Here is a 17,039-nt window from a genome sequence, read left to right as displayed (position 1 = left end):
CATATCTCAAAAATTAATTTTTAAATCCGTTGGAGACAAATTGGGACGTATATCATTAGTAAACATTATTTATTGCAACTGCACATTATGTTTACCGACTTATCCTGACGATTTATAAACTGTGTTTATCCATATTTAGATACAAGCAGCGAAGAGGAGAAAATATGTTTGTGCCTACTTGGGAATCTGTTCTTGATATGAGTCCAACTGATTTTGAAAAATACTGTGTGCAGTTGCTTCAAGAACAAAGTGCCGGATTAGAAAACTGTATATTCCAGCACAACAAAATCATTACAGTAGATGATGGCAATTACCAGATTGATGGATTTATTGAGTTTTCTGCGATGGGAGTAACATACAAAACTTTAGTGGAGTGCAAACACTATAAAAATAGTATTTCGCGAGAAAAAGTACAAATACTTTATGATAAAGTTAGGGCAACAGGTGCACAAAAAGGCATCTTGATGTCTATATCGAATTTTCAATCAGGCGCTATTGACTATGCAACCAAACATGGAATCGCCCTTATTCAGATTATTGAATCTGGGAAACAGTTTGATGTGCGTGTAAAACCTGGTACTATTGTTGCCTCGTCACATATCCCTCATAATAACGGATGCCCATATATCGGGGTTTTGCAATATGGGAAGGTTGGAATGACTCATTGTTCATATCTACGTTTGGGTAACATGAGCTTACAAAACTTTTTGCTTAATGGTTTAAATAAAAAGCATGATGGCAGCTGAAATCGCCCTATAAACATTCTTGATATCTGGATTAAGCTAAGGCTAGACTGACAACTTGGTTACGACAATAGCATTTTGCAGGATTATAATTCGGAGTTGATATAATCCATAAAAAACGAACTATAAATTGAGGGAGGTATATAATGCCAAGAGGTGATAAATACGTCGGACTAAAAATGTATTTACAAAACTCAGCAGTGCCTATTATCACCCTGTCTTTTAAGGACATTGAGAAAATCATTGGTGACGTTTTACCAAAATCGGCTTATGTTCACGGCGAGGCATGGTGGTCAAATAATTACGATCATTCACAGGCAATAGCATGGATGGATGCTGGTTATGAAACCGATTATGTAACAGATACCTACAAAGCTGAAAAAATCACTTTTGTAAAACGCTAGAATAAATAACACTAAATTCACACCTTACCATTATCTATATACTTAGCTCTCAAGGATTTAACTAATTCTATTCCTGAACTAGAGGTGTATCATGACCGAAATCATCTATGGCCTATACGAGCAAATCATTAACAGAATCATCAATGAAAACCTGAATAAAGTAGATCAGCAACTTATCATAAAAGATACTCAGCCCCTAGATTCGGCTGAGTCTTCTAAGATTCTGGCAGAATACCTAACGAAAATTCTGCGTGAGATTTTGGATTATATCAATGATGGCGACTCTGTCGTTAGAGACCGTGTCAATTTATGTAATGGTATCTTACAATACATAGCCGAGTGTATTCAGAAAGGGAGCTTTAGCTTCAAAAAGGATCAAGAGACCTTCAAACGAGTTGAGAGTTTCCTAATAAATCAGGATGCCCAGCTCTTATTAGCCCTAGTCGACAAGAAAGCAAGCAAACCAAAAGCTTTACATGTCTCGGAAAAGATCGTAAGGCCAGAGACTTCTATCGCAGAGAATTCCCTCTTCACTGGGGCAGTCCATGAGCCAAGCATGATCTCCGAACTTAAAAAGGAAATCTTAAGCAGTGACAGAATCGATTTTCTTGTTTCCTTTATCAAGTGGAGCGGCTTGCGTTTAATCATCAATGAGCTGACTCGGTTTACCATGGGCGGCGGCAAACTGCGGGTTATCACCACCTCCTATCTGGGAGCTACGGATTTTAAAGCCGTGGAACAACTCAGTAAACTAACCAACACGGAAATACATATTTCCTATGATACGGAACGGACCCGCCTTCACGCCAAAACCTATGTCTTCTGGAGAGATACCGGCTTCAGCACCGTTTATATCGGATCGTCAAATATCTCTGAGTCGGCTATGACCAGCGGCTTAGAATGGAATATCAAGCTATCTCAATATGACTCCGGGTATATCTTAGAGAAAATCCGGGCCACCTTTGAAGGGTATTGGAATAATCCTGAGTTTACCCCTTTTATTCCGGCCCTTGATTCTAAGCGCCTTAGAAAAGCCTTAAAGTCTGAGCGAAGAAACAGTCAGGATGAAGCGAATGCCTTAGGGTTTCACTTCGATCTGAAACCTTACTATTACCAGCAGGAAATTCTGGACAAATTGAAGGCTGAACGGGAAGTGCATCACTCGTTTAGAAACCTGGTAGTCGCGGCCACAGGGACGGGTAAGACCGTTATCGCTGCCTTTGATTACCGGGACTTTTGCAGGGCAAACCCCAATCGACCCAACAAACTGCTCTTTGTTGCCCATCGAAAGGAACTATTAAGTCAGAGTTTGGCTTGCTTTCGCGGGATACTCAAGGATCTTAACTTTGGCGCCATGATGGTGGGAGGGCTGAAGCCGGATAGTTTTGATCATTTATTTGTCTCTATTCAATCCTTTAACTCGAAGGATTTAACGGAAGTCACTTCCCCTGATTTCTACGATTATATTGTCATTGATGAATTCCATCATGCTGCCGCCCCATCTTACCAGGAACTTTTAGAGTATTATCAGCCGAAGGTGTTGCTCGGACTGACGGCAACTCCTGAGAGAGCGGATGGCCGAAGCATCTATACATATTTCGAAGGCAGAGTTGCTGCCGAAATCCGCTTATGGGAAGCTATTGAACGGAAATTGCTCAGTCCTTTTCATTATTTTGGGATAACCGATAATGTTGATCTTAGTCAGGTTCACTGGGTTGCCGGCAATTACGATGAGCGGGAACTGGAGAACCTCTATGTGTTTGAAAAAGCCGTTGCCGAAAAACGAGTTGGTTATATTATCGGCGCCCTGGGAAAGTATTGTCTGGAACTTGGGGAGATTATAGGAATTGGTTTTTGTTTAAATAAAAGGCATGCTGAATTTATGGCTCAGGTTTTTAACAAAGCGGGGATTCCTTCAGAATTTCTGGTGGCAGAATCGGAGAGCGCTGTGAGGGATAGCGTGAAGCGGCGTCTGGTCACGAAGGAAATCACCTTTGTTTTTGTGGTGGATATCTATAATGAAGGAATTGATATTCCTGAAGTGAATACGGTTCTTTTTCTGCGGCCCACGGAAAGCTTAACTGTCTTTTTGCAGCAGTTAGGCAGGGGGCTAAGACTCTGTGAGGGAAAAGAAGCCCTGACGGTCTTGGACTTTGTGGGCCAAGCCCACCAGAAGTATTCTTTTGAAGACCGTTTTAAAGCTTTGTTATCAAGGAGTCGCAAAACCATTGAGCAGGAAATTAAGATGGGCTTTGTCAATGTGCCCAGAGGCTGCTCTATTCGACTGGAAAAACAAGCTCAGGATTACATTCTGGAGAACATTCGCAATGCCATTAATACTAAGCGTAATATTATCAGCAAGCTCTATGATCTTATAGAGACGAAACAGGAGCTCAAGGTCAGAGAGTTTTTCGAGGGTTATCATGTGACACCCCAAGACGTCTACAGCAAAAAAGTGACGGTTGTGGGACTGGCAGCTCAAGCCGGTCTGCTCAAGAGATATCAGGTGGATACCGAGAGGGAACGATTGCTGGCTGCAGCACTAGGAAGATTATCATTTGTAAATTCCAGACGCTGGATTGTTTTTATGCAGAAAATTCTACCGCTGATTCTTTTAAATAAAGGCTCTTTATTGCATTCTTTAACTACGGTGGAACGGACAATGCTCACCATGGTTCACTATACACTATGGGGTAAGGGGCTTGGTGATCTGGGCAAGAGGTTTGCTTCAATAGAAGAGGCGATTTATTGGGCCATTAATGATCCGCGGCTTTACCAAGAACTGATGGCTTTACTGGACTATCAATTCGACACTATTGATTTCGTGGATAAGCCTTTGGTCGGATTTGAGGATGAATACCCACTCGACTTATATTGTGCTTATACTTTTGATCAGATTTTGGTGGTTCTGGGAAAACATACGGAACAAAAGAAGAGCTCTTTCCGGGAAGGAGTTCTCTATCTGGCTGAGAAGAAGCTGGATGTCTTTTTCGTGACCTTGAACAAGTCGGAAAAGGACTATTCTCCGTCAACCATGTATCAGGATTATTCCATCAATGAAGAGCTATTTCATTGGCAGTCTCAAAGTCGAACGACGGTGGAATCCCTGACAGGACAGAGGTATCTTAACCAAGCAGCCAGTGACGGGAACGTGTTGCTTTTTGTGAGAGAGTATAAGAAAGAGGGGGCTTTTGCCTCTCCCTTTACTTGTATCGGGTTTGCCGATTTTCAAAGCCACTATGGTTCAGCTCCAATCAGTATCGTCTGGAGGATGAAGGAACCGCTGCCGGGGTTTGTGATGAAGAAGACGATTAAAGTTTAAATTTCTGCTGTTATTGAGCAGGGATTGTCATTGCCGTGAAGAGGTTAAATAGATATAGCTCTAAGACCTGATTGTTAATGTACAGAGGATCATAGCTGTAAAATTGTTTTGCTATGATCGGGTCGGGAATATTACTCATCTCGGGGAGGTTCACCGCAAGATGCTAACAGAAGGCGCAGCTCACTAAGTTAATAACGCAAAGGAATATGCAACTAATATTTAGTTGCATATTTTGATCTTTGATAATATAGTTAAGGTAAGAGGTGCACAATGAGCAAAAGAGATAAACTTATAGATAGATTGTTTAATAGACCTATCGACTTTGAATATGATGAAGCAAGAAGTCTGTTAGCAAAATTCGGTTACAAAGAAGACAACAGGGGGCGTACTTCGGGGTCGAGGGTTGCTTTCGTCCATTGGGAAACAGGACATATTATAAGACTTCATAGACCGCATCCAGGGAATATATTGAAGAACTATCAAATCGTGCAGTTGATTGAAGAGTTGAAAAATCAGGGAGTGGTTTGATTATGAAAGATGTGATGATATACAAAGAATATATTGGTTCAGTACATTACAGCACAGAAGACGAGATTTTCTATGGCAAGATTGAAGGCATAAATGATTCAATCAGTTATGAAGGCAGTAGTGTCAGTGAACTAAAGTCAGCATTTGAAGAAGCGGTTGAGGATTATCTTGAACTGTGCAATTTGAACGGTAAAGAACCTGAAAAGATGTATAAAGGCAGCTTTAATGTAAGAATAACCCCTGAGCTTCATAAACAAGCAGCACAAAGGGCCTTGATAGAGGGCAAATCATTGAATCAGTATGTTGAAGAGGCGATAAAGCAGTATTCAGCAAAAGAACAAAAATGAAGAAGAACTTATAATTCGGGCTAACCCCTTGGATAGACAATCTGCTGGACTGGCGTGCAGGCAACACGTCAGTCCTTTTGTTTTGCCTGCTTTTCTTAGGTTATCTTTAAGTCGTTAATTATGCATTCTGTAAGAAATAGCAAGAGCTGCAGCAGGGTTTAGTAGAAAAAAGCAGAAATTATGTATGAGTAAACAGTGTTAAAAACCTGTGCAAAAGACAATTTGCTGATTGGCTTGCTCAAAGATCCAGAGAAATAGGAGGAGAGTCCAATGAGAGCCGTGTGCATAGATTTTGAAACTGCGAATGGATTTATTGGCAGCGCCTGCTCGGTTGGAATTGCAGTTTTAGAAGAAGGACAGATTGTCGATACTAACTATTGGCTTATAAAACCTCATCCCCGGTATAATTATTTTGACCCTTTGAATGTCTCAATCCATGGAATTAAAGCGCAAGATGTAAAGGACGCTCCGGAATTCGATCTTATTTACGGGCAGATTAGTCCTCTCTTTGAGAATGCCTATGTTATTGCTCACAACGCTTCCTTTGATATGTCGGTGCTGCGTCATGTTTTGGACTTGTACGAAATTCCTTATCCTGAAGTAAACTATTTATGTACCTATAAAACGGCACTTAAGACGTGGAGTGGCTTAGATAACTATAAACTTGATACGGTTTGCAAATTTCTAAACCATGATTTTGCCCATCATAACGCTTTAGAAGATGCCATAGCCTGTGGTAATGTTCTATTATCAGCCTTATCTGCCAGGGGAGTGACCACAATAAAAGAGCTCGCAGCTCTTGTGGGGATGAGGCTTGGTAAATTGTACACAGGAGGATATAAACCGTGCAGCATAGCGAAGCGCACATCTAGAAAGGCTTAGAATCTCGTCTAATAGATATAGGATTAAGTTCTTGGACTTAGGAGGGAAAAAATGCAAATATGCTGTACAAAAAAACTAAATGACGAGATGGGGATAGTGCCTGGGAAAGGGACTGAAGAAAACGATTTATTTTGTTGGAGCGTGCATTTAATCACGGTGAAGCGCAGAAAGACACTTGTCGCAGTCAATGACAGCAATCGCTATGGGTTTGTTCTGCATGGTTTGAAAGCAAACGATTTCAAACACATCAATGAGTTACTTATCCAAGGAATTCGAAATTGTTTGAGAGACGAGAAAATAAAGAGCGAAATCATCGAAAGGTATTTGGAAGCAGCCGGAGAGTTAGTTTTCTCTAAGACCAGAGGTGCTAAATATGTTGCTCGTCTCAATAAAGCCTGTGAACAGGTAAACATATTCGATGAGAGTTTAGAAACAAAGGAACTTTATCAGACTAATGTTGCCAAAAGGATGAATAATGATCTCATGAAAATCCCCCGGGAATCTGATTATACCTACCCCCATGCTCTTTTATACAGGGATTTTAAGATTTTTGCCGGGGAAGAAATCATTAAGTGTGAGGCAGTCGATATAATGGTCAAGCTGAATTTAGATCGCCACACAGTCTGGAGACGAGTAATTACTCCTATAGATATTACGTTCAAACAGCTTCATAGTATATTACAAGCAGTTTTCGGTTGGAAAAGTTATCATCTGTATGATTTTAATATTTTTGACGAGGCAGGTAAGTGCATTTTAAAGGTGATTAGTGAATTTGAAGAAGTTTTTGAACCAAGGCCGGACTGCCCAATGCGTTTAGATTCAGAGGTCAACTTCTCGGAATATGCCAAGCAGCCTTATAAAATAACTTATTGCTATGATTACGGCGACAACTGGGAGCATGAAATTACCATTCGAGGGACAAATACTGAGTATAATAAAACCTATCCGGTTTGCTTAATGGGAGAAGGTAACGCACCACCGGAAGATGTAGGGGGCATTCCGGGATATGTGGAATTTTTAAAAATCATGGCAGATCCGAACCATGTTGACTATGAATTGATGCAGAATTGGGCTAAGAACCAAGGGTATAGAAACTTTGATATGGAATTAATCAATAGAAGGTTAGAAACTATTTTGCGTGTATCCTCGCCCCATATTCTGTGAATAAAGTAACAGAAAGGGCGACAGGTTCCGCTGATTCTGAACGAAGAGTGGATAAAATCATCAAAAGGGGCTCCATCATGAAAAAATGCCAAAAATGCAAAACAAATGAAGCGACGATTTTAAATGCAGACATCGGTGATTTCTGCTTGGATTGCCATAATGAATATATGGCTGAGTTACTTGGTGTCAGTATAACAGATGATTTTTCAAAGATTGTATCGTTCTATGATGCCGAGGGGATTATGCATCAATTTGAGATTTCAAATATGATTATGCCGGGATTTTCTGTATGGAAAGCAGAAGAAATCGACGGCGGCTATCACTTTAAAATACTCCTAAAGCCGGAAGAAAATCGGGCATGGGCAATTGAACAATTGCATCACAAGATACTGACTGGTCTCGGATACCAAACGCTATTACGTTGGTTGGATAGAAACTTTATTGATAATGCGATTCACCTAAATAATGAGCAATATAGCCTTAAGAGTGTTGGCACGTGTCGGATTCAATACTCTGAAAAAGAAAATATAAGTCTCGTTATGGATGGAAAAGAAGTTTCTTTAGAGGATTTTGGACGAGCACTAACGGCTTTTGAGGGCTTTAATCTGGATTTTCAGATAAGGGATCTGTCCGATGAAGTCCTTGGTAAAGATGCAGTATTACATAGGGTAAGTATCAACCCCAACGTTATTATCGAGCGGTTTGAAAGAACTTTAGGGTGGTTTTTGGAGCATAATTTTTTAAGTTACAAATATAAAAGTGCTTGTGAGGAAGCCCTATTTGAACGGATAGATGAATTGGAGCTGCTATGCAAGTATGGCAGCCGGGATAATGCGGAAGAGGTTGGGAGAAAGATGAAAAGGCGGCTCGCAGCTATTGATAATGACACAGATGATTTCCCAGATTATCTTTTAGAGATGATTGACCAAACGATTAGGAAAAATAAGCTATAAATAATCACACGAATGTCATAAGAATCTTCACCTAAGTAAGATGGTTTAAAGGATTATAGAACAGAAGAGCAAATTAAATTTAAATGATGTTCAACTGAAAAATTGCAGTTTGTAAGAGCGCCAATCAGGTTGTAAGACTGACTGGCGCTCTTTTGCGTTGTTTTGAAATATTCTGTAATTAATGGAAGGAGAAGCAAGAAGTTTGGAGAAAAGAAAGTATATGGCATATGTTATCCAAAAGGCCAGAATCGCTTATGCAAAATCTTTCGTTGAAAAAAATAACCAAGAGACTAGTCCGAACAACAAAACAAGAGGATAGGGCTTTTATGAAGAAGCGTTGGTTTATCTATATTATAATTGGAGTTTTGTTTGGAGTGTTTGACTTTTACTATCAAGAGTTTACAGAAGGAATATCTTCCTCATCATATGTAACGTGGTTTGTGGTTGCATGGGGAATTTGGTTAGTCCCAATAATACCTATAGATTTGTATGAAGCATACGTCTCCGAATCAAGAGTGAAGTCGGCATTGGCGAATGTCTTGACATGGAGCATCTCAGTTATTTCTTATTATTTGTATATGGCTTTTAAACTCATTTTTATTGGACAAACATCAATGCAATTTTTACATATTTCCCATTACAGAGATGAATTTTACTGGAGTAATTTAAAAAGTATATTTTTGGGCGATGTTTTAGGAGGTAGTATTCCATGGATTTTTGTTGCAGTAATTGGAGGTTTCATTACTGGGTTTTTAATTAGTTTTTTCTGTATTCGTTGTAAAAAACTTATATGCTTGTATTCCTCGGAACAAGTAAGGTGGTTCATCAAGTACTGATGAATATAAAAGATGCAACTTTAAAGACTGCCTGCTGTTTTTCGGAACTCCCCACGAGATATTTTCTTATTAGGTTTGACGAAAAAATGCAGTGAGCTTGAAGCGGGTACAGATAGAACGGTTGGTCAATTTAATTGAAACTATGGGAGTTACCCATTTCATCAGCGGTGTTGATTTAGGTGTTGAGCGGTTTGTCGCGGAAATCGTCCTTGGCCTTAAAAGAGACTATCCCGAAATTATTCTGGAATGTGTTATTCCCTATGAAGACCAAGCGGCAAATTGGACCATAGCGCAGCGTAACAAATACTTTTCTATTATGGAACGATGTGATAAGGAAACTCTATTACAGCACCGTAACAGTAAGGACTGCATCAGAAAGAAGAAAGAATACATGGTCAAGAAAAGTAATAATGTGCTTGTGGTAGGGAACTGATTTATAAACACCAAGCTTGAAGCCTAATGAATCGGATTATAGATCTTACGTAGGAATTGCCCCAGAAGGTTACTGACAAATGGAAGGAAATATCTTGAGGTAAATGTTTTAGGAGGTCTTAATTTGCTGAACAAAGCGATTGAAATTGCCGCTCGTGCTCATGCAGGACAAGTTGACAAACCTGGAGAACCTTACATACTTCATCCGTTAAGAGTTATGCTGTCAAGAGAAAACGAACTTGAAAGAATATGTGCTGTGCTGCACGATGTTGTGGAAGATTCAGATATTTCCTTTGATGATTTTCGTAAAGAAGGATTTTCGGAGGAAGTAATAGTTGTTTTGGACTGTCTGACCAAGCGCAAAGGTGAAAGCTATGATGAGTATATTGCTAGAATACTTGGAAATGAAACTGCCTGTCATGTTAAGCTTGCGGACTTATGTGACAATATGAATCTGAGCAGGATTGTAAATCCCACTGAGAAGGACGAAGCTAGAATAAAAAAATATAATGAAGCCGCTGAACGAATTATGGATGTTTTGTCTTTGCAGGACGAAATAAAGAATGAAAGGGTTATTAAAGTTGAAGGTTGTGTCTCTATACAGCCTTTTATGAGCCAAGATGACTTCATAGACAGATTCATTAGTTTTATTGAGATGCAAGGTTGGTATTTTGGTGGTGGCACAGAGGATGTAACAGATAAAGAAGACTTATAATTTGCAAACAAAGAAGACAATTATAGTAGATGCGATATCACTGATATTTTTAGTTCGCGGGTAGAAATGCTTTACAAATAATATTTAAGGAGCAGTTGAGTACTATGGGTCAGTACTTACATATTGGTCTGTGTTACAAGGTAAGGGTTAGGCGCAAGCTTCTATCCGACCAAAAAATTACAGAGGCGGAACTCTTTCAGGGAATGAATAGATTGTTGGATTTTACTCTTTATGAAAGACTGGATACAGAAAGTGAATTGATTTTAGTGCTTAGCCATGAAGTGTTAAAAAAGAATTTAAGTATGTTTTTAGCGCAGCAATTTCAATTCTATAAACAATCCAAGTTTAAACGAGAACACGTGCTGCGTACGCTAGATGCGATTGACAAGTGTGCAACTGCGGCTGAAATTATTGAACTTGCGAATACTAGGGATCTACTTAATCTTCAACGCCTTGATCTTGTTGATTCTATGATCATAGGAACTTGGAACAACTATCTAGAAATCAATATTACATTATTGACATTTGAATCCGTTGGAAAAGTGTTTATGGAAGAATATAAGGATTTTTTAATCTATCTTGTTAACTTGATTCGCAGTGCATCGAAAGGGAATCCTTTGGCAGGGGCTGTATATGCGACGATTTGTTGACAAGACACCTTTTACCTGTCTGGCTCGGCTGACTTTCAAAGTCACTATAGTTCGGCACCCATCAGTATTGTCTGGAAGATGAAGGAGCCGCTGCTGGGGTTTGTGATGAAGAAGACGGTTAAAGTTTAAATTTCTGTTGTTAATGCAGCCTGCCCCAAATTCGAAGGCACCTTCCAATTTGGGGCAGGCTTTCTTAAACGAGTCCGAAGGTAAGCAAAGTGCTACAGTGAGATAATGTTATAATGGTTTGAAATTTGAAATTGAACAGCGAGGATACAGAAGCTGTATGGATCATTACCGGATTAGTGGTTCCGTCGAATCGTAATATACACTCCATTCAGAATCCAATCTATAAATAAATACAAGGATTTCAGCCACGGCTTTATAGAGTTCTGGTGGGATCTCTTGACCAATATCAATTTTAATTAAAGCTTCGACTAATTGGGTATCCGATTGTATCGGAATACCTAGTTCCTGAGCGGCTTCGATCAAATAACGTGCAACTTCACCTTGCCCAGAGGCTACTATCTTTGTGGCCCCGATCTGATCGTAAGCTAATGCCACTGCTTTTTCTTTCATGTCAATACATCCACTCCGTTCTTTGCTTCTCCTCTGAGCAATGTATGAAATCCCGAATTATCTAAAGGTTTGAGATGAATAGAGGTTAAGCTAACGCCTATCCTTTGAAAGTCCCTTTTTACTTCGGCCATCAGACCATCAATAAGTACTGATAAAGTGTCTGGATTTTTCGTTAATAGACTTAACGAAAGTTGATTCGTAGAAAAGAAAGCATCAATGCCAATCGGGCCGAGATTAGGTGTTTCAGTTTGTAACGCGATGCGACAATGGTTAGGATCAAGCTTACCATTTTTACGACTTCCCTGAATGGCAAGTTTAATTGATTTGATTTTCTGGTCTTGTCTAATAGGAATTTCGGCTAACATATAACCATTACCATCTACACCGGTATCGTGCCATAATTGCTGGCCTGTGATCTTATCTAATAATTGATTAATAACCGATGAAGAGGAATGAGTGTTCGTCAGGCTAAGAAGCTGGGCTTTTAGGGTATCTTTTAACTGAGTAAGTTCCTCAGAATCTCCCCCTTGTCCTTTGATTAAAATATCAAACAATCGGTGCTCATAATTTATCCCAAGTTGTTTTAAAAAGGATTTTAATTGTTCTGCTGTTTCTTGAGTTGACAGCCCTTTTAAGCTGGGTATTAAATCATTAAATTTTTGTACTAGTTCTTCCGGAAGATCAGAATTTTTGAGGATTTCTGGATAGGAAGCAGTCTGCGCATCGTTTAATAAATAAACAAATAACTCATTATTAGGTAAACCGCGATTAGCCAATACTGTATTTAACGTGTTTGCCAGGACGGATCCCACCGGTTTCTGAACTTCAGTATCCCGGCTTAGAACTAACATGTTGTTCATAAAATTTTTAACAACAGCCTGAAATTTATCCCCGGGTTTGGCTGCGAAATCTAAAAAAGCTTGAGCTGATTTTCCATTAGCTAAAATAGACACTTTGCCATCATCTTCCTGGCTTAACATTTCAACTATTATCTTTTGTCCTATTTGAAACGTGCCTTTGCCGGGCATAGCTGCCATAGGTTTCTGAACGTCAGTATCCCGGCTTAGAACTAACGTGTTGTTCATAAAGTTTTTAACAACAGCCTGAAATTTGTCCCCAGGTTTTGCTTCGAAATCTAAAAAGGCTTGAACTGATTTTCCATTAACTAAAATGGACGCCTTGCCATCATCTTCCTGGCTTAACATTTCAACTATTATCTTTTGTCCTATTTGAAACGTGTCCTTGCCAGGCATAGCTGCCATAGGTTTCTGAACGTCAGTATCCCGGCTTAGAACTAACGTATTGCCCACAAGGTTTTTAACAACAGCCTGAAATTTGTCCCCAGGTTTTGCTTCGAAATCTAAAAAGGCTTGAACTGGTTTTCCATCAGCCAAAATAGACGCTTTGCCATCTTCTATCTGGCTTAACATTTCAACTATTATCTTTTGCCCTATTTGAAACGTGTCCTTGTCAGGCATAGCTATAATAGGTTTCTGAACTTCAGTATCTCGGCTTAAAACTAAGGTATTGTTCACAAAGCTTTTAATAACAGCCTGAAATTTATCCCCAGGTTTTGCTTGGAAATCTAAAAAAGCTTGAACTGATTTTCCATTAGCCAAAATAGACGCTTTGCCATCTTCTAACTGGCTTAATATTTCAATGATTATCTTTTGCCCTATTTGATACAAATCATTACCAGGCATTGCTACAATAGCGTTAGGAATTGATCCGATTTGCACGTTAACACCTCGAAACTTATACATTTACTTTTAATTATACCAGTTTTTGATTCCCTTTTAGACAAATTTAGACCTCGTTTTTACCGTGGTCTCTACAATTAGGTCTAGAAGTGGCGGCCACGCGGCCGCCGTTCTTTTTTGGCTCCATCTAAACTTGCGTAGGGTCGTAGAAGTCGTTGATCGTGGTTCCAACAACCTTAATATCCCGCTTTCCGATCAGTTCGCCGCTGGACGGAAGGAATACATTCTTCTGAATGATCGTGTCCATAACGGCCTCGGCCTGAGCCTTATCCAGGTCTTCCCTCGGATCGGGGAGACGACGAAAGCAGGGGTATGCAGCAAAAAGACGGCGGATTAGCAGTAAACATCGCCAATGTCGGAAAATGCGCTGAGCTATTCATATGGCAATTCATTCGAGCAAAAGGCTATTGCTCTGACCAATCAGTTCCGGCAAAGCCAAGGACTGCCAGCTCTGACTTCTGTTCTCAATGCGCAGGAAATGTCATCACTGTGAAGAAGTTTTGCTGTAGGACGAATTGTTAGGATATTTTACCTCAAGATAAGGAGCAACTTAAATGATTGAAAAAAGATCAAGAATTGTCTTCTTAGATATACCATAATATTCCACATTGAATTAACTTTTCCGAAAAGGTTTATGATATAATATTGTAAATAGTGCTATTGACGTAACATAATTCAAAGGAGGTAAGACCAATGTCAGTTAAAAAGGTTACGATAGAAGAAATCAAAGCTATTGTCGAACCGATCGCACGGAAATATGGTGTTGAACGAGTGTATCTATTTGGCTCTTATGCTCGTGGAGATGTTACAGAAAATAGTGATGTGGATTTACGAGTGGATAAGGGGTCTCTTAAAGGGATGTTTGCTTTATGTGGGCTGTATACGGAAATTGAGGAAGCTTTACAGATAAAAGTCGATGTTCTGACAACGGGAAGTCTGGAAGAAGATTTTCTTCGTAAAATCCAGAAGGAGGAAGTGCTTTTATATGCAGAATAACCGAAACGCTGATGTACTGCGGCGTATCATTTTCTATTGCAGTGATATTTCTGAGGCAATTCAGCGGTTTGGAAAGGATTATACGGTGTTTACCCAAGATTCTGTTTATAAGAATGCCACGGCTCTTTGTGTTTTACAAATTGGAGAACTGACCACTCATCTTTCTGATGATTTTAAGAATACCTATACTGGAATTCCATGGACACAAATTAAGGCATTACGTAATGTAGTTGCTCATAGCTATGGTAAAATTGACGATGAGGGTCTATGGGAAACGATTACAAGTGATATTCCGAAACTTAAGGACTATTGTTCCGGTATTCTTCAACAGCTTGATATTCTTACGTAAGGTGACATTAGGGGAAGGTCTAAATAATAGATGGGATATTCGTGCGCCCATACATCTACAGCTAATATCTGAGATGGATGGGCGCTTTTGTTATTTGCGGGATGAATCCTTAGCTGTTCATATAACCATACTCGCGTAACGTCTCCCGTTGGTCGCCGTTTCAGAAAGGTTCCTGGATCCTCTCTTACTTTTCGATCATTGTCATGAGCAGATTAGAATAGTGGTTGCGGCTAATTATGCCTGGGCAAATTGAAACGCCGGGTATAAAACCAGATCTTTCCAGGGAAGACTTCGCCTGATATGAAATTACAATAAATATAGTTAAAAACACTGGAGGAGATTGCAATGCAAGATCCCGTTTTGCACCAGGCCATGGCTTCGTGGGAGAAATCAAGTGATGATCCTAATGTGAGAGAAGAGTACTTTGCGAGACGCAAGGCAGTTTTAGATGAGAAAGCGGCCGTCAGAGAAGCAGAACTCCGGTTGAGGGAAGCAATCCAGAAGGGAAAGGCAGAAGGAAGGGCAGAAGCAAAGGCAGAAGTTGCGAAGAATCTTTTGGACTTGGGAATGGAGATTTCGAAGGTAGCTAAAGCAACAGGTATGACGGAAGACGAAGTTAAAGTGCTAAAAGATTGAAACTACAGATCGTGTCCTGAAAAATCTGCATATGAAGTAAGCATAAAAGGTAGATCGATAGTTTTGGACTATTAATGAAGTACCGCCAATTTTCGGCTGGGAACTTTCTTTAAGATTTTGTGGAATAGGCTGCCAGGATTTGTTGGACGAGCTCCTGCCGGCTTTCAGGGATTTCAATTTTGAAATGCTCAAGATAATCAGATACTTGCTTGGGAGAACCTCTTCGACCGACGATTGCATAAGCTAAGTAGAATAAAGAGGTGCCCCAATTGACTTTCTCGCCCTGTTTGTTTTTGAGTCCATTGCGAGGGAAGTTTAAGAGATCATCGCCAATGTCTTTAACGATTTCATCGAGTTCCCCAATGGTCTTCACTCCCAGGTAACTAAAGACTGTCGTGAGATAGCCAAAAAAACGGTCCTTTAATTCCAGATCAGCGTTGACGATATGACTAATCTTTTGGTCGAGGCTGCGGATGTGTTGGGATTTCTGAACATAGGATTTTAGCGATGCCTGATTGATAAGTACCATAGTGGGAGTATTCTCGATTTGAGCTTCAACTTCAGCTTCGTAATTAGCGAGGTTGGAACGGATTTTAATAAACTCTTCGTCCGCCAACTCCAGTAATCCAGCCAGTCGCGAGAAGCTTCTCCGGATTTCTCGGGGAACAGCGTGTTCATTTTTGTAACCCAAGTCATGTTCGATTTCAGCCCATGTATGTTGAAGGATGGAGCGAATTTGAATTTCCACTTTACAATCTTTAAAGCGTTGGTACTCAATAAGCTGAAGTCTGAAGGATGAAAGTTTGACGACATAATGAAGGGATAGATAGCCAAATTTCTCAGGGTCAATCAGCTCTCGCTTGTCCACGGAATTTGACCGATCTACCTCAAATTCCTCCTCCACGAAACTTGCGATAAGGTCTACTTGGTCAGCAAAATAAGTAATAATCCGGATTCCGGCCAAATCGGTGATGTCTTCAAGTTTTGAGTATTTATCATCTTCCCGATTTGCTTTTCTCTTTAAGCTTTCTCGGCTTTTTACCCGGGAAGTGATTGAGTGAACGTTGATGCACTTAAGCTGAAGTATTCCTTTTAACAGGTTTTCAGTGACATTTGTAAAATCAGAATATACTGGATAAACTTGATCAAATTTAGCGATAATGTCGGCTGAATTTTGATTGGCCATTTTAAATTTCCCTTCGGTTCCCTAATCTTATTTTAGTTATTATGGTATCATATTTATTTTGCCATATAAACGTCACGTCATCACTCAGAATGTACGGGAAATTAAGGAGATGCAATGGACGCAAACAGTGTTAAACAGTACATAAGATATATTGAATTAGATAGAGAAAGAGTCCCATCATTTTCGGAATATCCTTTTAATCTGCCGGCAATCAAGAGTCTGCAGAGGTTATCATTTCATCCGCAGGTTACATTTATTGTGGGAGAAAATGGTTCCGGCAAGTCAACGATCTTAGAATCAATAGCTGTAGCTTATGGGTTTAATGCTGAAGGTGGCACTAAGAATTTCAATTTTACGTCGAAAGCTACTCATTCTACACTGAATAATTATATTAAAGTTGTCAAAGGCACCGTGAAGTATACCAAGACTAAACATTCTATTAACTGATTATTGTCCATATTCTGGTATAATTGACATTTGCCATAGAAATGTAATAAACTAGATTATACCTAAAAACGAGAGGATGGTTTTTTTGTTAAATGTGTCTGTAATGGTGA

At 39.7% G+C, this 17,039-nt stretch carries 17 protein-coding genes and 3 pseudogenes; 16 read left to right on the top strand and 4 right to left on the bottom strand.

The genetic code is table 11. The features are described from left to right. Window positions 1-164: 164 nt before the first annotated feature. The 12 genes and pseudogenes from B5Y67_RS20700 (at window position 165) to B5Y67_RS20645 (ending at window position 10,976) form a co-directional block, all read left to right on the top strand. A complete protein-coding gene (locus tag B5Y67_RS20700; RefSeq protein ID WP_088228278.1) occupies window positions 165-746 on the top strand; it encodes a restriction endonuclease in 582 nt (193 codons plus the stop codon). A gap of 143 nt (window positions 747-889) precedes the next feature. Next, a complete protein-coding gene (locus B5Y67_RS20695) occupies window positions 890-1,147 on the top strand; it encodes a hypothetical protein (protein ID WP_088228277.1) in 258 nt (85 codons plus the stop codon). Window positions 1,148-1,238: 91 nt separating this feature from the next. Further along, window positions 1,239-4,469: a DEAD/DEAH box helicase gene (locus B5Y67_RS20690; protein ID WP_088228276.1), complete on the top strand. Its 3,231-nt coding sequence runs from the start codon at window positions 1,239-1,241 to the stop codon at window positions 4,467-4,469. Window positions 4,470-4,739: 270 nt separating this feature from the next. Then, window positions 4,740-4,997 (top strand): type II toxin-antitoxin system HicA family toxin, encoded by a 258-nt coding sequence (locus tag B5Y67_RS20685; protein ID WP_088228275.1) that lies wholly within the window; start codon window positions 4,740-4,742, stop codon window positions 4,995-4,997. A 2-nt stretch (window positions 4,998-4,999) separates the two neighbouring features. After that, window positions 5,000-5,344 (top strand): type II toxin-antitoxin system HicB family antitoxin, encoded by a 345-nt coding sequence (locus B5Y67_RS20680; RefSeq protein WP_088228274.1) that lies wholly within the window; start codon window positions 5,000-5,002, stop codon window positions 5,342-5,344. 270 nt (window positions 5,345-5,614) lie between these two features. Beyond that, window positions 5,615-6,226, top strand: coding sequence for a 3'-5' exonuclease (locus B5Y67_RS20675; protein ID WP_088228273.1), 612 nt, complete (start codon window positions 5,615-5,617; stop codon window positions 6,224-6,226). 51 nt (window positions 6,227-6,277) lie between these two features. Then, window positions 6,278-7,390 carry a plasmid pRiA4b ORF-3 family protein gene (locus B5Y67_RS20670; protein WP_088228272.1) on the top strand — a complete coding sequence of 371 codons (1,113 nt, stop codon included), beginning with the start codon at window positions 6,278-6,280 and terminating at the stop codon, window positions 7,388-7,390. Window positions 7,391-7,467: 77 nt separating this feature from the next. Further along, window positions 7,468-8,343: a hypothetical protein gene (locus B5Y67_RS20665; protein ID WP_088228271.1), complete on the top strand. Its 876-nt coding sequence runs from the start codon at window positions 7,468-7,470 to the stop codon at window positions 8,341-8,343. A gap of 326 nt (window positions 8,344-8,669) precedes the next feature. Further along, complete coding sequence (locus B5Y67_RS20660; RefSeq protein WP_088228270.1) at window positions 8,670-9,179, top strand: hypothetical protein; 510 nt, start codon at window positions 8,670-8,672, stop codon at window positions 9,177-9,179. A 91-nt stretch (window positions 9,180-9,270) separates the two neighbouring features. Next, complete coding sequence (locus B5Y67_RS20655) at window positions 9,271-9,612, top strand: SLOG family protein (protein WP_140419129.1); 342 nt, start codon at window positions 9,271-9,273, stop codon at window positions 9,610-9,612. Window positions 9,613-9,735: 123 nt separating this feature from the next. Continuing rightward, window positions 9,736-10,158, top strand: a pseudogene (locus tag B5Y67_RS20650) (GTP pyrophosphokinase); the annotation flags it as partial. A 272-nt stretch (window positions 10,159-10,430) separates the two neighbouring features. Next, window positions 10,431-10,976, top strand: coding sequence for a hypothetical protein (locus B5Y67_RS20645; RefSeq protein ID WP_088228268.1), 546 nt, complete (start codon window positions 10,431-10,433; stop codon window positions 10,974-10,976). Between the two features lie 294 nt (window positions 10,977-11,270). Here B5Y67_RS20645 and B5Y67_RS20640 read toward each other — a convergent pair whose 3' ends face one another. The 3 genes and pseudogenes from B5Y67_RS20640 to B5Y67_RS20630 form a co-directional block, all read right to left on the bottom strand. Continuing rightward, window positions 11,271-11,555 (bottom strand): EscU/YscU/HrcU family type III secretion system export apparatus switch protein, encoded by a 285-nt coding sequence (locus tag B5Y67_RS20640; RefSeq protein WP_088228267.1) that lies wholly within the window; start codon window positions 11,553-11,555, stop codon window positions 11,271-11,273. Next, entirely contained in the window at window positions 11,552-13,294 is a 1,743-nt protein-coding gene (locus B5Y67_RS20635) for a hypothetical protein (RefSeq protein ID WP_088228266.1), read from the bottom strand. Before B5Y67_RS20635 ends, B5Y67_RS20640 begins: the two co-directional genes overlap by 4 nt. A 148-nt stretch (window positions 13,295-13,442) precedes the next feature. Further along, window positions 13,443-13,610 (bottom strand): annotated as a pseudogene (locus tag B5Y67_RS20630) (DUF2922 domain-containing protein); the annotation flags it as partial. A gap of 398 nt (window positions 13,611-14,008) precedes the next feature. Between B5Y67_RS20630 and B5Y67_RS20625 the strand changes: the two are divergent. The 3 genes and pseudogenes from B5Y67_RS20625 to B5Y67_RS20615 all read left to right on the top strand — a co-directional run. Beyond that, window positions 14,009-14,311 carry a nucleotidyltransferase domain-containing protein gene (locus B5Y67_RS20625; RefSeq protein WP_088228264.1) on the top strand — a complete coding sequence of 101 codons (303 nt, stop codon included), beginning with the start codon at window positions 14,009-14,011 and terminating at the stop codon, window positions 14,309-14,311. Next, window positions 14,301-14,660: a HepT-like ribonuclease domain-containing protein gene (locus tag B5Y67_RS20620; protein ID WP_088228263.1), complete on the top strand. Its 360-nt coding sequence runs from the start codon at window positions 14,301-14,303 to the stop codon at window positions 14,658-14,660. Before B5Y67_RS20625 ends, B5Y67_RS20620 begins: the two co-directional genes overlap by 11 nt. 321 nt (window positions 14,661-14,981) lie before the next feature. Further along, window positions 14,982-15,296 (top strand): annotated as a pseudogene (locus tag B5Y67_RS20615) (Rpn family recombination-promoting nuclease/putative transposase); the annotation flags it as partial. Between the two features lie 109 nt (window positions 15,297-15,405). On the opposite strand, the gene B5Y67_RS20610 reads toward B5Y67_RS20615, so the two are convergent. Beyond that, window positions 15,406-16,482, bottom strand: a complete 1,077-nt coding sequence (locus B5Y67_RS20610; RefSeq protein WP_088228261.1) for a hypothetical protein — start codon at window positions 16,480-16,482, stop codon at window positions 15,406-15,408. 114 nt (window positions 16,483-16,596) lie between these two features. On the opposite strand from B5Y67_RS20610, the gene B5Y67_RS20605 reads away from it, so the two are divergent. Then, entirely contained in the window at window positions 16,597-16,929 is a 333-nt protein-coding gene (locus tag B5Y67_RS20605; RefSeq protein WP_348982312.1) for an AAA family ATPase, read from the top strand. Window positions 16,930-17,039: the final 110 nt, after the last annotated feature.

It is taken from the genome of Desulfosporosinus sp. FKB (assembly GCF_002196705.1).
Lineage (GTDB): Bacteria > Bacillota > Desulfitobacteriia > Desulfitobacteriales > Desulfitobacteriaceae > Desulfosporosinus.
This window is presented reverse-complemented; position numbering and strand designations above follow the sequence as displayed.

What these genes read in the sequence shown, in the direction of transcription:
- B5Y67_RS20685 (WP_088228275.1), top strand. Translation starts at nt 4,740, where the DNA reads ATGAGCAAAAGAGATAAACTTATAGATAGATTGTTTAATAGACCTATC.
- B5Y67_RS20645 (WP_088228268.1), top strand. Translation starts at nt 10,431, where the DNA reads ATGGGTCAGTACTTACATATTGGTCTGTGTTACAAGGTAAGGGTTAGG.
- B5Y67_RS20610 (WP_088228261.1), bottom strand. Translation starts at nt 16,482, where the DNA reads ATGGCCAATCAAAATTCAGCCGACATTATCGCTAAATTTGATCAAGTT.
- B5Y67_RS20605 (WP_348982312.1), top strand. Translation starts at nt 16,597, where the DNA reads ATGGACGCAAACAGTGTTAAACAGTACATAAGATATATTGAATTAGAT.
- B5Y67_RS20675 (WP_088228273.1), top strand. Translation starts at nt 5,615, where the DNA reads ATGAGAGCCGTGTGCATAGATTTTGAAACTGCGAATGGATTTATTGGC.
- B5Y67_RS20660 (WP_088228270.1), top strand. Translation starts at nt 8,670, where the DNA reads ATGAAGAAGCGTTGGTTTATCTATATTATAATTGGAGTTTTGTTTGGA.
- B5Y67_RS20620 (WP_088228263.1), top strand. Translation starts at nt 14,301, where the DNA reads ATGCAGAATAACCGAAACGCTGATGTACTGCGGCGTATCATTTTCTAT.
- B5Y67_RS20690 (WP_088228276.1), top strand. Translation starts at nt 1,239, where the DNA reads ATGACCGAAATCATCTATGGCCTATACGAGCAAATCATTAACAGAATC.
- B5Y67_RS20695 (WP_088228277.1), top strand. Translation starts at nt 890, where the DNA reads ATGCCAAGAGGTGATAAATACGTCGGACTAAAAATGTATTTACAAAAC.
- B5Y67_RS20680 (WP_088228274.1), top strand. Translation starts at nt 5,000, where the DNA reads ATGAAAGATGTGATGATATACAAAGAATATATTGGTTCAGTACATTAC.
- B5Y67_RS20665 (WP_088228271.1), top strand. Translation starts at nt 7,468, where the DNA reads ATGAAAAAATGCCAAAAATGCAAAACAAATGAAGCGACGATTTTAAAT.
- B5Y67_RS20670 (WP_088228272.1), top strand. Translation starts at nt 6,278, where the DNA reads ATGCAAATATGCTGTACAAAAAAACTAAATGACGAGATGGGGATAGTG.
- B5Y67_RS20640 (WP_088228267.1), bottom strand. Translation starts at nt 11,555, where the DNA reads ATGAAAGAAAAAGCAGTGGCATTAGCTTACGATCAGATCGGGGCCACA.
- B5Y67_RS20700 (WP_088228278.1), top strand. Translation starts at nt 165, where the DNA reads ATGTTTGTGCCTACTTGGGAATCTGTTCTTGATATGAGTCCAACTGAT.
- B5Y67_RS20625 (WP_088228264.1), top strand. Translation starts at nt 14,009, where the DNA reads ATGTCAGTTAAAAAGGTTACGATAGAAGAAATCAAAGCTATTGTCGAA.